This is a genomic window from Martinezella hainanensis (genome assembly GCF_900094555.1).
Taxonomy (GTDB): domain Bacteria; phylum Pseudomonadota; class Alphaproteobacteria; order Rhizobiales; family Rhizobiaceae; genus Rhizobium; species Rhizobium hainanense.
Genome location: NZ_FMAC01000006.1, coordinates 143,966 through 159,733 on the forward strand (window position 1 = coordinate 143,966; position 15,768 = coordinate 159,733).

Consider the following 15,768-nt stretch of genomic DNA (forward strand, 5'->3'; position numbering starts at 1 on the left):
CTACGTCAGTTGAATGGCAGCCATCCCGCAACAGTCGCCGCTTCAAGAAGCCGTGTGATGGCTAAATGCTCCTATTTAATCATGGCTTAGTAAGCGATTTGCGGATCGCAGAAACGATCTAACATCGGTGCAGAATGCTTCGCCATCTGCAGTCAAAGGGATCATGATCGCCTTAAATGCCAGCTAGCCACTTCACTCATAGCTTAAAATTGCAGAGGCACTCGATAACGATGGTCGGTTCAGGATCTTGGCGCCAACATCGACAACATGCCGAACCATAAAGGTCGTACAAATCCTCGCGGCCGCCAGGCCAATTGGACCTCGCCCCACTCCTTGATCATCAGTGCCATGAGAGCGAGAAGTTGTTCAGTTGAACCCAAACTCTCTCTGCAGCCACCTGTGTCAAACCAGGATAGATCCGAACACGGCTTGGACGAACTCCTTCAGTGGACGATTACTTTTCTCGGCTTTCATGCGCACCAAGGCACCCTCCCAACTGTTCAGCAGGAACCGAGCAAGCAGCGAGGCGGGAAGTTGATTTTTCATCGCGCCAGTCCGCTGCGCTTGCACTATGCATGTTTCGAGAAGGCCGCTCCATGTTTCAAAATGCTCCGCGAGCCGGCTGCGCATCGCCGTACTTTGGTCGGCGACCTCTAGGCTGAGATTTCCGAGCATGCAGCCGCCGGCATATCCGGCGGCCTCGTAACCCTGCATTCTCTCTTCGAAGTAGGTCTGCAGACGCTTTAGCGGTGGGACGTTACCATCACCAAGGAGCGCACGCAGTTCGGGCAGACCTTTTTCAAAGTAGAAATCGATAACCTGCTCTCCGAATGCTTCCTTGCTTTCGAAATGGTTGTAGAACGACCCCTTGGGCAATCCTGCTTCGTCGACAATGTCCTTGATCCCGCTTGCGGTGTATCCCGCCTCGTGAAACATCCGCATTCCCGCCCGGATCAGGTTGTCGCGCGTATTCGGATTGGGCTTCGGCCCACGAGGTGCTGCAGGTTTTTGCGTTTGCACGGCGGCGCTCCATTTCAAGAATATGACCGGTCGTCTTTTATTTCGGCGCTCATGGACCGCCTGTCAAGATCGCCACACCGGCAGCCTCTCCCTACGGCTTGACTAATTCAAGACGACCGGTCATATTAAATTAAGTCGACAGCCTTCAAGGTACGTTCCCTGTCGAAACCGCTCCGGCGCCTCCGCCCCTGCACAAAGGATTTCTCGTCAATGTCTTCTCTCTTTTCGCCTCTTAAACTGGGCCAATACGAGCTTGCCCATCGTGTCGTCATGGCGCCGCTGACCCGCATGCGCGCCGGTCTCGGAAACGTGCCGAACGAACACGCTCCGAAATATTACGGTCAGCGCGCATCCGCGGGCGGGCTGATCATTGCTGAGGCGACCCAGATCACTCCTTACGGCCAAGGCTATCCGCAAACGCCGGGCATCCATTCCCCTGAGCAGATCGAGGGCTGGAAGAAGGTCACTGATGCTGTTCATGCCAAAGGCGGCATCATCTTCCTGCAGCTTTGGCATGTCGGGCGGTCATCGCATTCGAGTTTCCAACCGAATGGCGAACTGCCGGTCGCACCGTCGGCGATTGCGATTACCGGCCAGACATCGCTGACACCCGAATGGAACCAGGTTCCTTACGAGACACCGCGGGCGCTCGAACCGGGAGATATCTCCGGGATCATCGAGGCCTATCGCGAGGGCGCGCGCAATGCCTTGGCAGCCGGATTCGACGGCGTGGAGCTGCACGGCGCCAATGGTTATCTGATCCAGCAGTTCCTGGACGACAGCTCGAACAAGCGCACCGACATCTACGGCGGATCAATCGAGAACCGCGTCCGTCTGCTTGCCGAAGTGACAGCCGCACTGATCGACGTCTGGGGTGCGGATCGCATCGGTGTCCGCCTTTCACCGTTTGGCACCTACAACGACGTGGGCGACAGCGATCCGGTCGGACTCTACGGCCACGCCCTTTCGCGCTTGAGCGAGTTGGACATCGCCTATGTCAGTCTGATCGAGGCACGTGCAGTGGCAGGGATGGAGATCGATGCGCCCCAGGCCGTCGATCAGCTTCGCTCTTTCTGGCGCAAGCCCTTGATCCTCGCCGGAGGCTTCACCGGCGGCTCGGCTGATGAGGCCATCCGCGCGGGCCGGGCCGATGCTGTCGCCTTCGGACGACAGTTCATCGCCAATCCCGACCTGCCTCGTCGACTGCAGATCGGCGCCTCGCTCAATCCCCACGACCGCTCGACCTTCTACGGCGGCGGTGCTGCCGGTTATGTCGACTACCCGGCACTTGACGCCACGCAAGCAGCCGAGTGACGGCAAGCCTGGCCAATATCATCCGTCACCAGCAGCAGAACATCATTTATTCCGGAGAAAAACCAAATGCACATCGTTCTCTTAGCTTCAACCGGTCGCGCAGGCCGCACGATTCTCACCGAGCTTGTAAGCCGCGGACATCAGGTGACAGCAGTTGCCCGCGACCTCGGCAAGCTTCCCGCAGACCTTCCCGAAACCGTAAAGATCGTCCGCGACGATCTAGGCAGCGCGGACAGGATCGCGGAAATCATCGCGGGGTCGGATGCCGTCGTCAGTGCCTTTGGCCCTCCGCGCGACGATCCCAGATTCACGTCGGATGAGAGTTATACCGACCTGCTGCCCGACACCGTCAAGCGCATCATCACGGCGGTTCAAAAAGCCAAGGCCCCACGGCTCATCGTTGTCGGCGGAGCCGGTTCTCTCGAATTTTCGCCCGGTGTCACCGTACTCGACTCCGGCCATTGGCCGAAGCCATTCATCCCGATCGCCCGATCGCATGTAAAAGCCTTTGCAGCCCTACGGGCATCCGACATCAATTGGACCTATTTCAGCCCTCCGATACTGATCGATCTTGGTGATCGCACCGGCAAGTTCCGTCTCGGTGGCGATAATCTCATCAAAGACGAACAAGGGAAAAGCTGGGTCTCCTTCGAGGACTATGCCATCGCCCTTGTCGACGAGCTCGAAAAGCCGGTGCACGAACGAGCCCGATTTACGATCGGGTATTGAAGGAAGACCATGGTCTTAACGTTTGGGCCGCCGGAGATCGAACGTGGCCCAAACCGCTTCCCTCACGAAATGAACCACGTCGGCTTAGTTTGCGAAGCAGCCTTCGTAGTCCTGATTGGCCGACTTCCACAATGACCTCTTCGAGAGAGAGAACCAACGCATCCTCCGTGACGCTTTTCGGGATAGGCGACGCCATGACGACCTCCTGCACGGCCAATAAAGGCTCAGTTCCGCGGCAGCAAAGACCGGTCGGCTCAATCTGAGTTTTCTAGTGCCGAAATGGATGACGCTACGGACAAGCTTCCATGACGCCCGATCACCTTGGCACGCTCGCGGCGTGGACAACTGATCCACGCCGCGGGCAAAATCGTCAGCGGTAGAACAGATACTTGACCAGCGCAGCGATCGCCAGCACGACGAGGATGATTGCGAGCAGACCCGCCAGGCCCATGCCCCACATCATGCTGCCCCCCATCACTTCATTCATCATCGAATCCTCCTTTCATTCGGCTGCCTCGAGACTGCGACCGTCTGCTTCGGCGAAGCGATCCTCGGAGGACGCGATCGGCAGCCGCCATCCCTTGATGAGACCGTAGACGGCCGGAATGACGATCAACGTCAGCAGCGTCGACGACACCATGCCGCCGATCATCGGCACGGCGATGCGCTGCATGATCTCCGAACCGGTGCCCGTACGCCAAAGGATCGGTACAAGACCGGCCATGATTGCGACGACCGTCATCATCTTCGGCCGGACGCGTTCGACCGCGCCGACCATGATGGCCCTGTTGAGATCCGATTTCGAAAAGGAACGCCCTTCCCTTGCGCAGGTGTCGCGCTGCTCCTTCATGGCGTGGTCGAGGTAGATCAGCATGATCACCCCGGTCTCTGCCGCCACACCCGCAAGCGCGATGAAGCCGACGGCAACAGCCACCGAGGCGTTGAAGCCCATCCACCACATCAGCCAGATGCCGCCGACAAGCGCGAATGGCAGCGACAGCATGACGATCATGGTCTCGGTCAACGCCTTGAAATTCAGGTAGAGCAGCAGGAAGATCAGCGCCAGCGTCAGCGGCACGACGATCGCCAGTCGTGCTTCGGCGCGTTGGAGATATTCGAACTGACCGCTCCAGGCGACGGAGTAGCCTGGCGGCATCTGCACCGATTTCGCCACCGTCCGCTGCGCCTCTGCGACGTAGCCGCCGAGATCACGCCCGGCAATGTCGACATAGACATAGACGGCGAGCTGGCCGTTTTCAGTCCGGATCGTCGTTGCCCCACGCGTGAGCTTCACGTCCGCAACTTCTCCGAGAGGAACGGTGCCGCCGCCCGGCAGGGAGATCTGAACGTCCCTTGCGATTGCCTGCGGGTCGCTTCTGAGCGCTCTTGGGTAGCGCACCGCCACACCATAGCGCTCACGACCCTCGACGGTCGACGTCACGACCTCGGAACCTAGTGCCATGCCGATGACACTCTGCACGTCGTTTATGGTCAGGCCATAGCGGCCAAGAGCAGTCCGGTTGGGAACGATGTCGAGATAGTAACCTCCGATCACCCGCTCGGCATATGCGCTCGATGTCCCTGGGATACCCTTCAGCACACCCTCGATCTGGCGCGCGATTCTTTCCATCTCGGCGAGATCGGTGCCGTAGACCTTGACGCCGACGGGTGTGCGGATGCCGGTCGAGAGCATGTCGATGCGCCCGCGGATCGGCATGGTCCAGGCATTGGAAACGCCTGGGAATTGCAAAGCAGCGTCCATCTCCTGTTTCAGGCTATCGATGGTCACGCCTGGTCGCCATTCCGATTTTGGCTTCAGCGTGATGATCGTCTCGAACATCTCCGTCGGTGCGGGATCGGTTGCCGTCAAGGCTCGGCCCGCCTTGCCGAAGACAGTCTGCACCTCCGGGAAGGACTTGATGATCCGATCCTGGGTCTGCATCAGTTCACCCGCCTTGGTGACCGAAATGCCGGGCAAGGTGGTCGGCATATACATCAGCGTGCCCTCGTCGAGATTGGGCATGAATTCGCTGCCGATATGCTGGGCTGGCCAGGCCGTCGCAGCAAGGATTGCGAGCGCCGCCACGATGGTCAGGGTTTTCACCTTGAGGACACCGGAAATGACCGGTCGATAGATCCAGATTAGAAGCCGGTTCACCGGATTCTTCTGCTCGGGCACGATGTGTCCCCGGACGAAGAGCACCATCAGCGCCGGCACCAAAGTCACCGAAAGCAGCGCGGCGGCGGCCATCGAGAAGGTCTTGGTGAAGGCGAGCGGACCGAAGAGACGGCCTTCCTGCGATTCCAGAGTGAAGATGGGCAGGAACGACACGGTGATGATCAACAAGCTGAAAAACAACGCCGGTCCGACTTCGCTTGCGGCCTCGACCAGGATCTCCACCCGCGGTTTGTCGGGCGGTGCCCGCTCCAGATGCTTGTGGGCATTCTCGATCATGACGATGGCCGCGTCGATCATCGCGCCGATGGCGATCGCGATACCGCCAAGGCTCATGATGTTGGCGCCCAGTCCCAACAGCCGCATAGCGATGAAGGCAATCAGGATGCCGACGGGCAGCATGATGATGGCGACCAGCGCACTACGGACATGCAGAAGGAAGGCGATCGTCACCAAGGCGACGACGATGGATTCCTCCACCAACGTGCCCTTGAGCGTTTCGATGGCGGCCTCGATCAGCGTCGAACGATCGTAGACAGGCACGATGTCGGTACCCGGCGGCAGGCTGCCTTTGATCTGATCCATGCTCTTCTTGGCATTGTCGATGACGGTCAGCGCGTTCGCGCCGAAGCGCTGCAACACGATGCCGCCGGCCACCTCACCCTCGCCGTTGAGCTCGGTGATGCCACGCCGTTCGTCTGGGACCAGCTCGACCCTGGCCACATCGCCAAGGCGCAATGGAACGCCATTCTGGCTTTTCAGAACGATGTTCTCGATATCCGGAATCCCCTTCAGGTAGCCACGACCGCGCACCATGAACTCGAATTCGGATAGTTCGATCGTCCGGCCGCCAACGTCCGTATTGCTGGCCCGGACAGCATTGGCGACATCGTTGAGCGACACGCCTTGCGCCTTGAGACGGGAAGGATCGACCACGATGGAATATTGTTTGACAAAGCCGCCGACGCTGGCGACCTCGGCCACGCCTTCGGACTTCGACACGCCGAACCGCACGACCCAGTCCTGCAGCGATCGCAGTTCGGCAAGCGACAGCTCCTTGGCGACGAGAGCATATTCGTAGACCCAGCCGACACCCGTCGCATCCGGCCCAAGCGTGGGTGTGACGCCCTGCGGCAGGCGGCTTGAGGCGGCGTTCAGATATTCGAGCACGCGGCTGCGCGCCCAGTAAGGATCGGTGCCATCGTCGAAGATGACATAGACGAAGGAAACACCGAAGAAGGAGAAGCCGCGTACGACCTTCGACTTCGGCACCGTCAGCATCGACGTGGTCAGCGGATAGGTGACCTGGTCTTCGACCACCTGCGGGGCCTGTCCGGGATATTCGGTGTAGACGATCACCTGCACGTCGGAAAGATCGGGAATGGCATCCAGCGGCAGCGATCGCAGCGCATAGATGCCGCCGGCCACTGCGAGCGCCGCTCCGACCAGGATGAGGACGAGATTATGGGCGGACCACGAGATGACGCGTGCGATCATGGCTTGGCCTCCTCAGTCATGGCGCTGAGCGCCGAGTTGAGATTGCTTTCGGCATCGAGCAGGAAGTTGGCGGAGACGACGACCGTGTCGCCGGCCGCGATGCCGCGGCGAATTTCGGTCCTATCGTCACCGCGCACGCCAAGCTTGACGTCCTTCGGCTCGAACCGACCCTCTCCCTTGTCCAAGAAGACAACCTGACGGTCACCCGTGTCGATAATCGCACCGTTGGGCACCGCGACCACCGGTTCTTGAACTCCGGCCTCGATCGCAACATCGGCATACGTGTTGGCAAGCAGGGTGCCGTCTGGATTGGGGAGTTCTATACGCACCTTGGTGGTTCGCGTCTGCGTCTCGACCTCGGGATAGACGAGATCGACTGTGCCTTTGAACACCATGCCAGGAAGACTGCGAATTTTGACCTCGGCTTGGGCGCCGACCCGCACGGAAGCGAGGTCGTACTCCGGAACATCGGCGATCACCCAGACATGGGAAATGTCGGCGACGCGGAACAGGATATCGCCCGGTTTTGCCATCATGCCTGTTGTCGCAACGCGCTCAAGGACAATGCCGTCGCGCGGCGATGTGTAGGTCATGCTCGTCGGCACCTGATGCGTTCGCGAAATCGTATCGATGACCTCCTGTGGCACGCCGAGATTCCTCAGCCTCAGTGCGGGTCCGGCATCCTCGCTGCCGCGGCTTGCAGCATATTCCGAAGCCGCAGTGGCGATGTCCTTCGAGTAGAATTGGAAGAGCTTCTCTCCCTTGAAGATGTGATCCCCCGTCGTGACGTTGGCGACATCATCCAGGAAGGTGTCCGTTCGCATCGAGACGACGCTGACGCGGCGTTCATCAAGCGCCACCGTACCGGGGATCTGTATCCTGCGGCCGATACTTGCCAACTCGGCAACGGCCGTCTTCACGCCGGTGCGCTGCAGCTTGCCGAGCGAAACCTTGACGGTGGAGGCATCCGCCTGCTCGCCCTCGTAGACGGGAATGTAGTCCATCCCCATCGAGTCCTTTTTGGGCGTTTTCGAGGTGTCGGGCAGGCCCATCGGGTTCCGATAGTAGAGGATGCGGCCTTTGCTGGTTTCTGCCCGAGTTCCGGCATCCGCTACCTTTATGGAGGTGGCGGACGTCTTGGGCTTGTCGTTTGCCACCTCTGCTACGCCCGGCTTGGCGACCGGATTTGCATTGAAGGATAAATCTTCGCTCTCGCGGACGGCGAGGAAATCCCGGCCGTCCGGCGTTTTCTTCGGCTCTGCCGAATAGGCAGGGTGGCCATCCGGATCGCGATAATAGATGATCGGCCCCGATCCGACCGCTGTTGTCGTCGCAGCAGCCGCGACGCTTTCAACGTCGACGGTCGAGCGAAACCATGCAAGGTCAGGCAGCGCGACACCACGCTGCCCGGCCCAAAGGCCCCCTGCCCCCGCCGCCAGCATGGCGACGAGGGTGAGCCCGGTGCGACCGGCTTTTGTCATGGGACGGCCTTGAACTCGAGCTTGTTTTCAAGGCTGTCCGTCTCGCCCTGGAGCTTGGCGCCGAGCGACAGGCGCCAGCCGCCAGCCATCGGAATCTGCGCCTTGAACCGGTAGACGCCGGGCTCGACCGACGGCAGAGCCTCGATCGGCTCGGCCATCATCTCCATGCCGTCGGGCGCCATATCGACACGCTGCGCGAAGATCACCGCGTCGGGAACGAGCTTGCCGGAGCGCTTGTCAACAAGGCGTACGGCAATCTCCGCCGCGCTGCCCGGCTTGATCTCGTTTTTGACAAGCTGGAACTCATAATCCTGGATTTGAGCCCAGGCTGGGGAGGACAGGCCTGTAAAGGTCAGGCCGATTAGCGCTGCGGTGGCCACAGTCTTCAAGGTGAAAAGCGTCATTGTTGGTTTTCCCAAATTCATCGTTGTTTCGTGCAAATGCACGGGATGGCTATGGCGCAAAGCCACGCCTTCACCGCTCGGCTCGGCCGAACGGCTCTCAAAGTCCGAAAGGACACGATGAATTCAGGTTCGCGGAGGTCGGTCCGGCGGCGCGCCGATCGTCGGATCCCGCATCCGATCCCGGTACGGATTGATATCGGTGCCACGATCAAGACGAAACAGGGCAAACTCCCCGTGTACAAAGCCCGGAACGCATTTGGCCATGCAAATGGTCGCGAGCGGACAGGATTTCTGGCAGTCGGGAAGAGGCTGTTTCTGATCCGGGCAGCACGGCATCGCGTCGGGCATTGCCGCCATGTCCATCGACGGTGTCATCGCTTTGGACATCATAGCTTCAGCCGCCGAAGGCACAGCCATCGGAGCGGTCAGAAAGCCCAAGATCGCAAGGATCGAGAGCAGAGGGGCAATAAGGGACCAGAGTCTCATAGCCACAAGGCATGACATATTGTGCACCACGGGGAAAGGCGGGCTATGTTCACGTTTTCGACAGATCGCGGCAACATCTCATTATTTCCGGCACGGCATCATGTGCGCCTTGATGGATCCGAACCGCGGCTTCCTCCAAATTTTTAGCTTCATTGGCGCATTTCCGCTCATATCCCTGGGTAGTTAGCGCTCGCCCCAAGTTTGGGACGCTCTGAATAGCCCCAAGTTTCGTAGACACCCTTGGGTTAGATTTTCTGGTGCCTCTCGAACTCGACGGGCGACAGCGTCCCGTTCCTGACGTGTTTGCGTTTCAGGTTGTAGAACATCTCGATATGATCGAACACGTCTTCCCGTGCCCCATCGCGTGAACCGTAAACCCGGCGGCGTATCCGCTCTCGCTTCAGAAGGTTGAAGAAGCTCTCTGCGACTGGGCTGTCATGGCAGTTTCCGCGTCGGCTCATGGAATGAGCCAGATTGTGATGCTTCAGGAACGATACCCAGCCCATGCTGGTGAACTGGGAGCCTTGGTCGGAGTGGATCAACACCTTACTAAATTCAAAGTGGTGGATATAACGCGCGTGGGACGGCCGGATCAGAGCCAGAATGGAGCGGTAATCAGAAGTATACAGGCAAGCACCACAGCGATAACCGCCAAGGCGCTTTTCCATTCTGGCTCGATATGAGGAGCATCCCCATTCATCTCTATCATCCCTTTACGTATCCAGACTGTAGCCATGAAACGGCGACACTTGCGCTAGCTGCCACCTGGTTGGACATCAAAGACTTTCAATTTTTCGAGCGCCTTCTGCAGAGCAGTGAGTTGTTCCGGCGTCCATTTCGGGCTGTTGTCGCCGGTGGCCTTCCCGCCTTTACCCGCCGGCTTGAGCAGAGAAAAACTTCCCTTGCTCAGATCGGCACTCGCTACGTTTTTAAACGTAACGGTGATAGTGTTCCCGCGATTGGCACTGGAACTTTGATCATGCTCAGCGCTTGCGCCGAATGTGCCGCCTGCGGCGCCAACCGGTATATCCGCGACATTCAATTGAACCTTGCCGCTATCTGCCGCGGTGACGGCGATTGCAAACTGGACTTGTACCTCATCGACCATCATGCCGATCTTTTCTTTGCCGGCATATTTGTGCTGCAGCTTGTGAAGAGACGTCGCAACGTCATTGAGGGCAGTATCGAGCGAGATGTCACTTGGCTTTGCCACTTGCGCGGGCGTGAAACTGGCGCAACTCGCCAATACTGGCGATATCAGCGTTAAAATAGAAAACGCTTTGCGCATGACTGTTCCCCTGGTTGAGAAAACCATCATCGCTGCGCGACGCATTTAGTCCATCGCCACAAAAGGCGGTGTTTCTACCACTCTAAGACAATAGATGTTTTCATATGGACCACGCGAAATTCTTCGACGCGGTCGACGCCGAAAACAAGAAGGCGATCGAGCTGACAGTTACCGAATTGAACATGTCGTCGCGTCCCTCGGCGGTAGGCTGGATACCGCGATCAGCGGACGCAACCGTTTTTAGATATATATTTCATTCGGTAGGATTCGAGGCGGCCTTTACCGTTTCGATCGTTTGTCTAACATCCAGTCAGCGAAATTTGCAGCTCGGATAGGCTTCCGCGACTCGCCTCACGAAACCGGGCTAGATACCGCCTTGGATTATCCGTAACAGGGCTCTGCAGCGGGCTGCAACAGACCGCTCGGTGACGTTGGTAATGCTGAGCAAGAGACCACTCTGCGGATTTGGCCCTTGGTACCAGGGCGAGATCGGCAGGGCACCAAAACCAGCAAGCTGCGCTCGTTCCGCGATGGCGACATCATCGGTACCCGCCGGAAAAAATAGCCTGACGGAAAGCCCTCCTTCGAATTCGCACCTCACGGAAGGAGGGAGCTCTTCGCGCAATGTCGAAACTAAAAGCGTCTTTCTGGCAAGGTATAACGTCTTCATTCTTCGAAGGTGACGCAGATAGTGGCCACCCGCGATGAAGTACTGGAGCGCCTGTTGGGCGATCAGGGATCCTGCCGGCGTCAGGTGTGCGACGAATTTGCTAAAGCGGCCTATCAGGTGTTCGGGCACGACGAGATATCCCATTCGCAGGCTGGGATTGATGGTCTTGCTGAAGCTGCCAACATGGAAGACACGGCCATCATGATCATCGCCCGCCAGCGCTGGTATCGCCCGGCCGGTCAGCTGCAGTTCCCCTGCATAGTCGTCTTCAATTATCCATGCGTCCGTCTGGCGTGCCCAGTTGAGAAGATCCATTCGCCTGTCTGGCGCCAACGGCATGCCCAGAGGCGATTGCTGGCCCGGCGTGACAATCGCGAGCTTTGCTTCGCCGTTCATCATGTTCGGTGACACGCAAATGCCGAACGGATCGACAGGAACCGGTACCGGCGTGATGGCAAGTTCACGGAGCGCCTGGCGGGTTCGCGGGAAACCCGGGTCTTCAACGAACACCTTTTGTCCATGAAAGCCCATTGCGCTCAGGACGATGAATAAACCGCTGCTAAAGCCAGAACTTATGAAGACCCGATCGGCGTGGCAGGAGAGCCCGCGCGCCAATGTCAGATAGCCTGCGATCTCCTGGCGGAGGGCGTAAAGGCCGCGCGGATCGGGCTGGATCATCGGGCGCGACAGATCGGCGGTCATCGCCTTGCGCCAAGCGTTGAACCAGGCCTTCAGCGGAAACTCGTCTTGCGCCGGAATCCCCCCCTGGAAATATTGGGGTCTCGCTCGGAAGTCGTAAAACATCCCCGGCTGCTGTGTATTCGTCTCGACCTGGTCAGTCTGGAGCGACGGAGGGGACGAGGTCACCCACGTTCCGGTCGCACCGCGTGTAATGATGAGCTGTTCGTCCTTGAGGAGATCGTAGGCTCTCTTGACCGTTCCGCGCGATACGCCAAGCTGAGAAGCCAGATCCTGCCAGGACGACAGTCGGGCGCCTGGAGCCAGCGAACCGCTGAGAATAGCCTCGCGCATGCCGCGATAGATCTGCTGCGTGATAGAAACGGTCGACCCACGGCTGATCGCCGGAGGGTAGCTCTCACTCATCCGGTACAAAGCCTTTCAACATTCTTGGTTATATAAAAATAGCCGAACTTTTTTCATGCTGCCGCGCAACCTGAAAGGAGTTCACCATGTTCACACGGCCCCCTTAATACCGCCGGCCTTTACCGTGTCAACGCGGATCACTCAAAGTCCGCCACGACAGGCTCCGGCATCAAGGCCTCCAAATCGGTGCATACCGCAGGTGCGCTCGCCTTCGGCGCCGACGATGTCTTTTTCGTTGGTGATATACAAGCTGGCGCCATTCACGTCTTCGCCCTGCAAGACACTGACTTCGACCTCCAGCGTGACGTCGAACTCGGAAACTTCCGCACACTACGCATCTAGTGCGAGGGAAGTTTAAAAAATCCATTAATCTTAAGTACTTACCCAACAACCAGGAGAATTCCAATGCTACAGAAAGTATCACGTCGTTTTATTGAGGCGCTCTCATGAAGTCCTCGATTTCAAGCGTGCTGGCGATCGTGCTTGGTCTTGGGCTGGCGTCCGGGAATAGCGCGTGGGCGCAACCAACGGCGGCGCCCGGAGAAGCGGGTGAAGCCTATCAGGGGATGCCGGCGATCGCCCCAATGGGCGTCCGTGTGGACCGATATCTGCCGGTCCCGAACTCCGCCGCGGTGCCGCCGGTGGATCCCGCCAAGGGGTACCGCCTCCAAGAGCTGGGCCATGGTCTCTACATGGTAACCGACAATGCATATCAGTCGATGTTCATGGTCTACGACAAGGGTGTCGTGGTGATGGATGCGCCGCCCAGCTATTCAGCACATCTGAAGCAGGCGATCGCGGAGGTGACGGATCGGCCGATCACCCATTTGATCTACAGCCACGCCCATATCGACCATATCGGCGGCGCGGCAGACCTGGGCGGACACCCCATCATCGTCGCCCAGGAGGAAACAAAACGTTTGCTCGAACGATCAAACGATCCGAAGCGGCCCGTGCCCACGGTCACGTTCAAGGACCGATATACGCTGAAGGTCGGCAGCCAGGTCTTGGAACTCAGCTATCACGGCAACGCCCACGAGCCCGGCAACATCTTCATCTGGGCGCCGGCACAGAAGGTGCTGATGGTGGTCGATATCGTCTTCCCGGGTTGGATGGCGTGGTCGGGCTTCGCCGACGCTCAGGATATCCCCGGCTATTTCAATCAGGTCGCCGAGATCGATAAGATTCCGTTCGAGACCCTGGTCTCGGGGCATGTGGACCGCGTCGGGACCCACGCCGACGTGCGCGAACAGCTCGAATTCATGAATGACGTCAAGTCGGCCACCAGGACGGCGCTTCAGACCACGCCCCCGTATGTCGGGATGGCTGATGCGGACAAGACCAACCCCTGGGCAGTGGCTGACAACTACATCGACCGCGTGGTGGTCAAGTGCGTCGACGCGGTGACGCCCAAATGGCAATCGCGCCTGGCGGCATACGACGTTTTCATCTGGTCTCAGTGCTTTGCCATGCAGCAGAGCCTTCGGATCGACTGAACGCCCGTTTGAGGTGCGCGTTCGACACCGTGCCTCGAGTGTTCAGAAGATCGTTGCACCGGCGCGCGAGGTGCGCGCCGGTTTTGAGTTGGAGCACCGTTATACGGCCCGACGACCGGGCGTAGGAAAAGGAGAATGATATGGATATCGGGCTGAAGGGGCGACAGGCAGTCGTCTGCGCGTCGAGCCAGGGGCTTGGGAGGGCCTGTGCGCTGGAACTGGCGCGGGCCGGCTGCAGTGTGGTGGTCAACGGCCGCGACCAGGCGACATTGGAGCGGACTGCCGACGAGATCCGCACCGAAACCGGGGCCGAGGTGATCGCAGTCGCCGGCGACGTCACCACCCGCGCTGTCCAGGACGCGCTAATGCGGGCCGTGCCCCGGGTCGACATCCTGGTCAACAACAATGGCGGCCCGCCGCTGCGCGACTTTCGCGATATCGATCGCGAGGCACTGCTGGCCGGGGTGGTCGGCAACATGGCGACGCCGATCGAGTTGGTGCAGAGGGTGATTGACGGCATGGTCGAACGGCGCTTCGGCCGCATCGTCAACATCACCTCGGCCACGGTGAAGATGCCGATAGCAAGGCTCGACCTGTCCAGCGGCGCCCGAGCCGGGTTGACGGGCTTCCTTGCCGGCGTGGCGCGGTCGGTGGCACATGCCAACGTCACTATCAACTTCCTGCTGCCCGGGGCGTTCGAAACCAATCGGCGCCGCACGAACGAGCGGACAACAGCAGAACGACGTGGTGTTCCGATCGAGACCGTGCAGCAGGAGAGCCAAGCGGCCATCCCCGCCGGTCGCTACGGCGACGCTTCCGAATTCGGTGCCGCCTGCGCCTTTCTGTGCTCGGCCCAGGCCGGCTACATCACCGGCCAGAGCCTTCTGATCGATGGCGGCGCCTACACCGGGATTTTGTAGAGTCACACAGAGCGTCGGCACCGTTCGGTGCCGGCGCCGCGGTTCCCTGCATCAGCTGGAGCGAGATGGCGGGGCTTGGCAGCAAGCAAGATCGCCGCCTGACCATCTCGATCGAGCCCATCGTCGGTCCGGTTGTCGAGATCGTGAGCCGAGACCGATGCGGGCGTTACGCGCAAGCTGCTCGCGAGGGTGCACCGCAAGCACGCCAAGTGGCTGATCGGTTCCATCTCATGCAGAATCTCCGCGTCGTAATCGAGGAGCAGATGAGCCTTTCCGGCCATGCCACGGGAAGAGCACTGCTGCCGGATAAAAGTATCGGGAGCTTGCAAGTCGATCTGATTCAGGATGATCCGCACGTTGACGCAACGCTCTGGCGCCGGGTCCGTCACGCTCATCGACAATCACGGCAGGCGATATTCGATACGGTGCACGCTTTGAACAAAGAAGGTCGTCCCATTCGGAGATTGCACAGCGCACTGGCTGCGGCCGGCGCAGCATCGCGAAATGGCCGACTTTCGAGACGTCACCCGACTGACAGAAGTCGGCGCTGAGGCCAACATCCCCTTTATACTTCGAGGCATTCCGCGCGGTCGAGGACAGATGTACCATCAGTTCGGGGTCGTCCACCCAGGCCTTGGCGGATGCGTCAAGCAGCGGCGATCTGAGAGCGCGCGGCTCAAGCGGCGACATACCGCCCTTGGGGCTGACAATGTGCTGCTCACAACCACGCTCGGCGAACACGTCCCATGCATGCGTCAGCTCCGAAAGCCAAAGACCGGTCGGGTGCGACGGCAAGCAAGCTCTGCTACCGAATTCTCGGAAGACCGGGCCTCCTCAACGATCTGCCACGTCTCCTGCGTCGTCGAGTTCCGCTGCCCTCTTCAAGAATTGTCATCCATTCCGCCTTCGTGTCCGCTTATTCCGATAATGGACACTTATTCCGCCAGCAGCACTAATCCGTTGGGCAGCCATAACCCGCCTTTGCGACCCTCTGGCAAATTTGCACGCTCTGCATGTAATACCAGTCTCTTGACATGTGGGATTTTTTCCCATTTAATCATTGAGTAAAGTTTCGAAACAATTTGATGCAAAGCCGCCTGAACCAAGTTGCGCTTAGCATTGATGGCTGGGTGATGATGACGATTAGGTACTGGATCGACGGCATGCTCGCTAATGGCTCTTG

12 protein-coding genes and 2 pseudogenes are annotated in these 15,768 nt (G+C 59.2%); 6 read left to right on the forward strand and 8 right to left on the reverse strand.

Going from position 1 to position 15,768, the window contains the following annotated elements; genetic code table 11:
* Positions 1-402 precede the first annotated feature (402 nt).
* Complete coding sequence (locus tag GA0061100_RS19860) at positions 403-1,020, reverse strand: TetR/AcrR family transcriptional regulator (RefSeq protein ID WP_075854461.1); 618 nt, start codon at positions 1,018-1,020, stop codon at positions 403-405.
* A gap of 210 nt (positions 1,021-1,230) precedes the next feature.
* On the opposite strand from GA0061100_RS19860, the gene GA0061100_RS19865 reads away from it, so the two are divergent.
* A complete protein-coding gene (locus tag GA0061100_RS19865; RefSeq protein WP_075854462.1) occupies positions 1,231-2,334 on the forward strand; it encodes an alkene reductase in 1,104 nt (367 codons plus the stop codon).
* A 66-nt stretch (positions 2,335-2,400) separates the two neighbouring features.
* On the forward strand, positions 2,401-3,063 hold the full coding sequence (locus tag GA0061100_RS19870) for an NAD(P)-dependent oxidoreductase (RefSeq protein ID WP_075854463.1): 663 nt from the start codon (positions 2,401-2,403) through the stop codon (positions 3,061-3,063).
* 502 nt (positions 3,064-3,565) lie between these two features.
* On the opposite strand, the gene GA0061100_RS19875 is transcribed toward GA0061100_RS19870, so the two are convergent.
* From GA0061100_RS19875 to pdxR, 6 genes are all read right to left on the reverse strand, one after another.
* A complete protein-coding gene (locus GA0061100_RS19875) occupies positions 3,566-6,736 on the reverse strand; it encodes an efflux RND transporter permease subunit (RefSeq protein ID WP_075854464.1) in 3,171 nt (1,056 codons plus the stop codon).
* Positions 6,733-8,217, reverse strand: coding sequence for an efflux RND transporter periplasmic adaptor subunit (locus tag GA0061100_RS19880; protein WP_075854465.1), 1,485 nt, complete (start codon positions 8,215-8,217; stop codon positions 6,733-6,735). Before GA0061100_RS19880 ends, GA0061100_RS19875 begins: the two co-directional genes overlap by 4 nt.
* The gene (locus tag GA0061100_RS19885; RefSeq protein WP_075854466.1) at positions 8,214-8,621 is read right to left on the reverse strand and encodes a FixH family protein; all 408 of its coding nucleotides are present in this window, start codon (positions 8,619-8,621) and stop codon (positions 8,214-8,216) included. The genes GA0061100_RS19880 and GA0061100_RS19885 overlap by 4 nt, the downstream gene beginning before the upstream one ends.
* A gap of 731 nt (positions 8,622-9,352) precedes the next feature.
* Entirely contained in the window at positions 9,353-9,775 is a 423-nt protein-coding gene (locus GA0061100_RS19895; protein ID WP_425298687.1) for an IS3 family transposase, read from the reverse strand.
* Positions 9,776-9,861: 86 nt separating this feature from the next.
* Entirely contained in the window at positions 9,862-10,395 is a 534-nt protein-coding gene (locus tag GA0061100_RS19900) for a hypothetical protein (RefSeq protein WP_143525477.1), read from the reverse strand.
* Between the two features lie 364 nt (positions 10,396-10,759).
* Positions 10,760-12,169, reverse strand: coding sequence for a MocR-like pyridoxine biosynthesis transcription factor PdxR (gene pdxR / locus GA0061100_RS19905; RefSeq protein WP_075854468.1), 1,410 nt, complete (start codon positions 12,167-12,169; stop codon positions 10,760-10,762).
* A 186-nt stretch (positions 12,170-12,355) separates the two neighbouring features.
* Between pdxR and GA0061100_RS34720 the strand changes: the two genes are divergently transcribed.
* From GA0061100_RS34720 to GA0061100_RS35200, 4 genes and pseudogenes are all read left to right on the forward strand, one after another.
* A complete protein-coding gene (locus GA0061100_RS34720) occupies positions 12,356-12,511 on the forward strand; it encodes a hypothetical protein (RefSeq protein ID WP_159444800.1) in 156 nt (51 codons plus the stop codon).
* 104 nt (positions 12,512-12,615) lie between these two features.
* Entirely contained in the window at positions 12,616-13,665 is a 1,050-nt protein-coding gene (locus GA0061100_RS19910; protein ID WP_075854469.1) for an MBL fold metallo-hydrolase, read from the forward strand.
* Between the two features lie 140 nt (positions 13,666-13,805).
* Entirely contained in the window at positions 13,806-14,585 is a 780-nt protein-coding gene (locus tag GA0061100_RS19915; protein WP_075854470.1) for an SDR family oxidoreductase, read from the forward strand.
* Positions 14,586-14,713: 128 nt separating this feature from the next.
* Positions 14,714-14,851: pseudogene (locus GA0061100_RS35200) on the forward strand (transposase); the annotation flags it as partial.
* Between the two features lie 316 nt (positions 14,852-15,167).
* On the opposite strand, the pseudogene GA0061100_RS34900 reads toward GA0061100_RS35200, so the two are convergent.
* A pseudogene (locus GA0061100_RS34900) lies at positions 15,168-15,380 on the reverse strand (type 1 glutamine amidotransferase domain-containing protein); the annotation flags it as partial.
* Positions 15,381-15,768: the final 388 nt, after the last annotated feature.

What these genes read in the sequence shown, in the direction of transcription:
- GA0061100_RS19870 (WP_075854463.1), top strand. Translation starts at nt 2,401, where the DNA reads ATGCACATCGTTCTCTTAGCTTCAACCGGTCGCGCAGGCCGCACGATT.
- GA0061100_RS19880 (WP_075854465.1), bottom strand. Translation starts at nt 8,217, where the DNA reads ATGACAAAAGCCGGTCGCACCGGGCTCACCCTCGTCGCCATGCTGGCG.
- GA0061100_RS19910 (WP_075854469.1), top strand. Translation starts at nt 12,616, where the DNA reads ATGAAGTCCTCGATTTCAAGCGTGCTGGCGATCGTGCTTGGTCTTGGG.
- GA0061100_RS19900 (WP_143525477.1), bottom strand. Translation starts at nt 10,395, where the DNA reads ATGCGCAAAGCGTTTTCTATTTTAACGCTGATATCGCCAGTATTGGCG.
- pdxR (WP_075854468.1), bottom strand. Translation starts at nt 12,169, where the DNA reads ATGAGTGAGAGCTACCCTCCGGCGATCAGCCGTGGGTCGACCGTTTCT.
- GA0061100_RS19885 (WP_075854466.1), bottom strand. Translation starts at nt 8,621, where the DNA reads ATGACGCTTTTCACCTTGAAGACTGTGGCCACCGCAGCGCTAATCGGC.
- GA0061100_RS19895 (WP_425298687.1), bottom strand. Translation starts at nt 9,775, where the DNA reads ATGGAAAAGCGCCTTGGCGGTTATCGCTGTGGTGCTTGCCTGTATACT.
- GA0061100_RS19875 (WP_075854464.1), bottom strand. Translation starts at nt 6,736, where the DNA reads ATGATCGCACGCGTCATCTCGTGGTCCGCCCATAATCTCGTCCTCATC.
- GA0061100_RS19865 (WP_075854462.1), top strand. Translation starts at nt 1,231, where the DNA reads ATGTCTTCTCTCTTTTCGCCTCTTAAACTGGGCCAATACGAGCTTGCC.
- GA0061100_RS19915 (WP_075854470.1), top strand. Translation starts at nt 13,806, where the DNA reads ATGGATATCGGGCTGAAGGGGCGACAGGCAGTCGTCTGCGCGTCGAGC.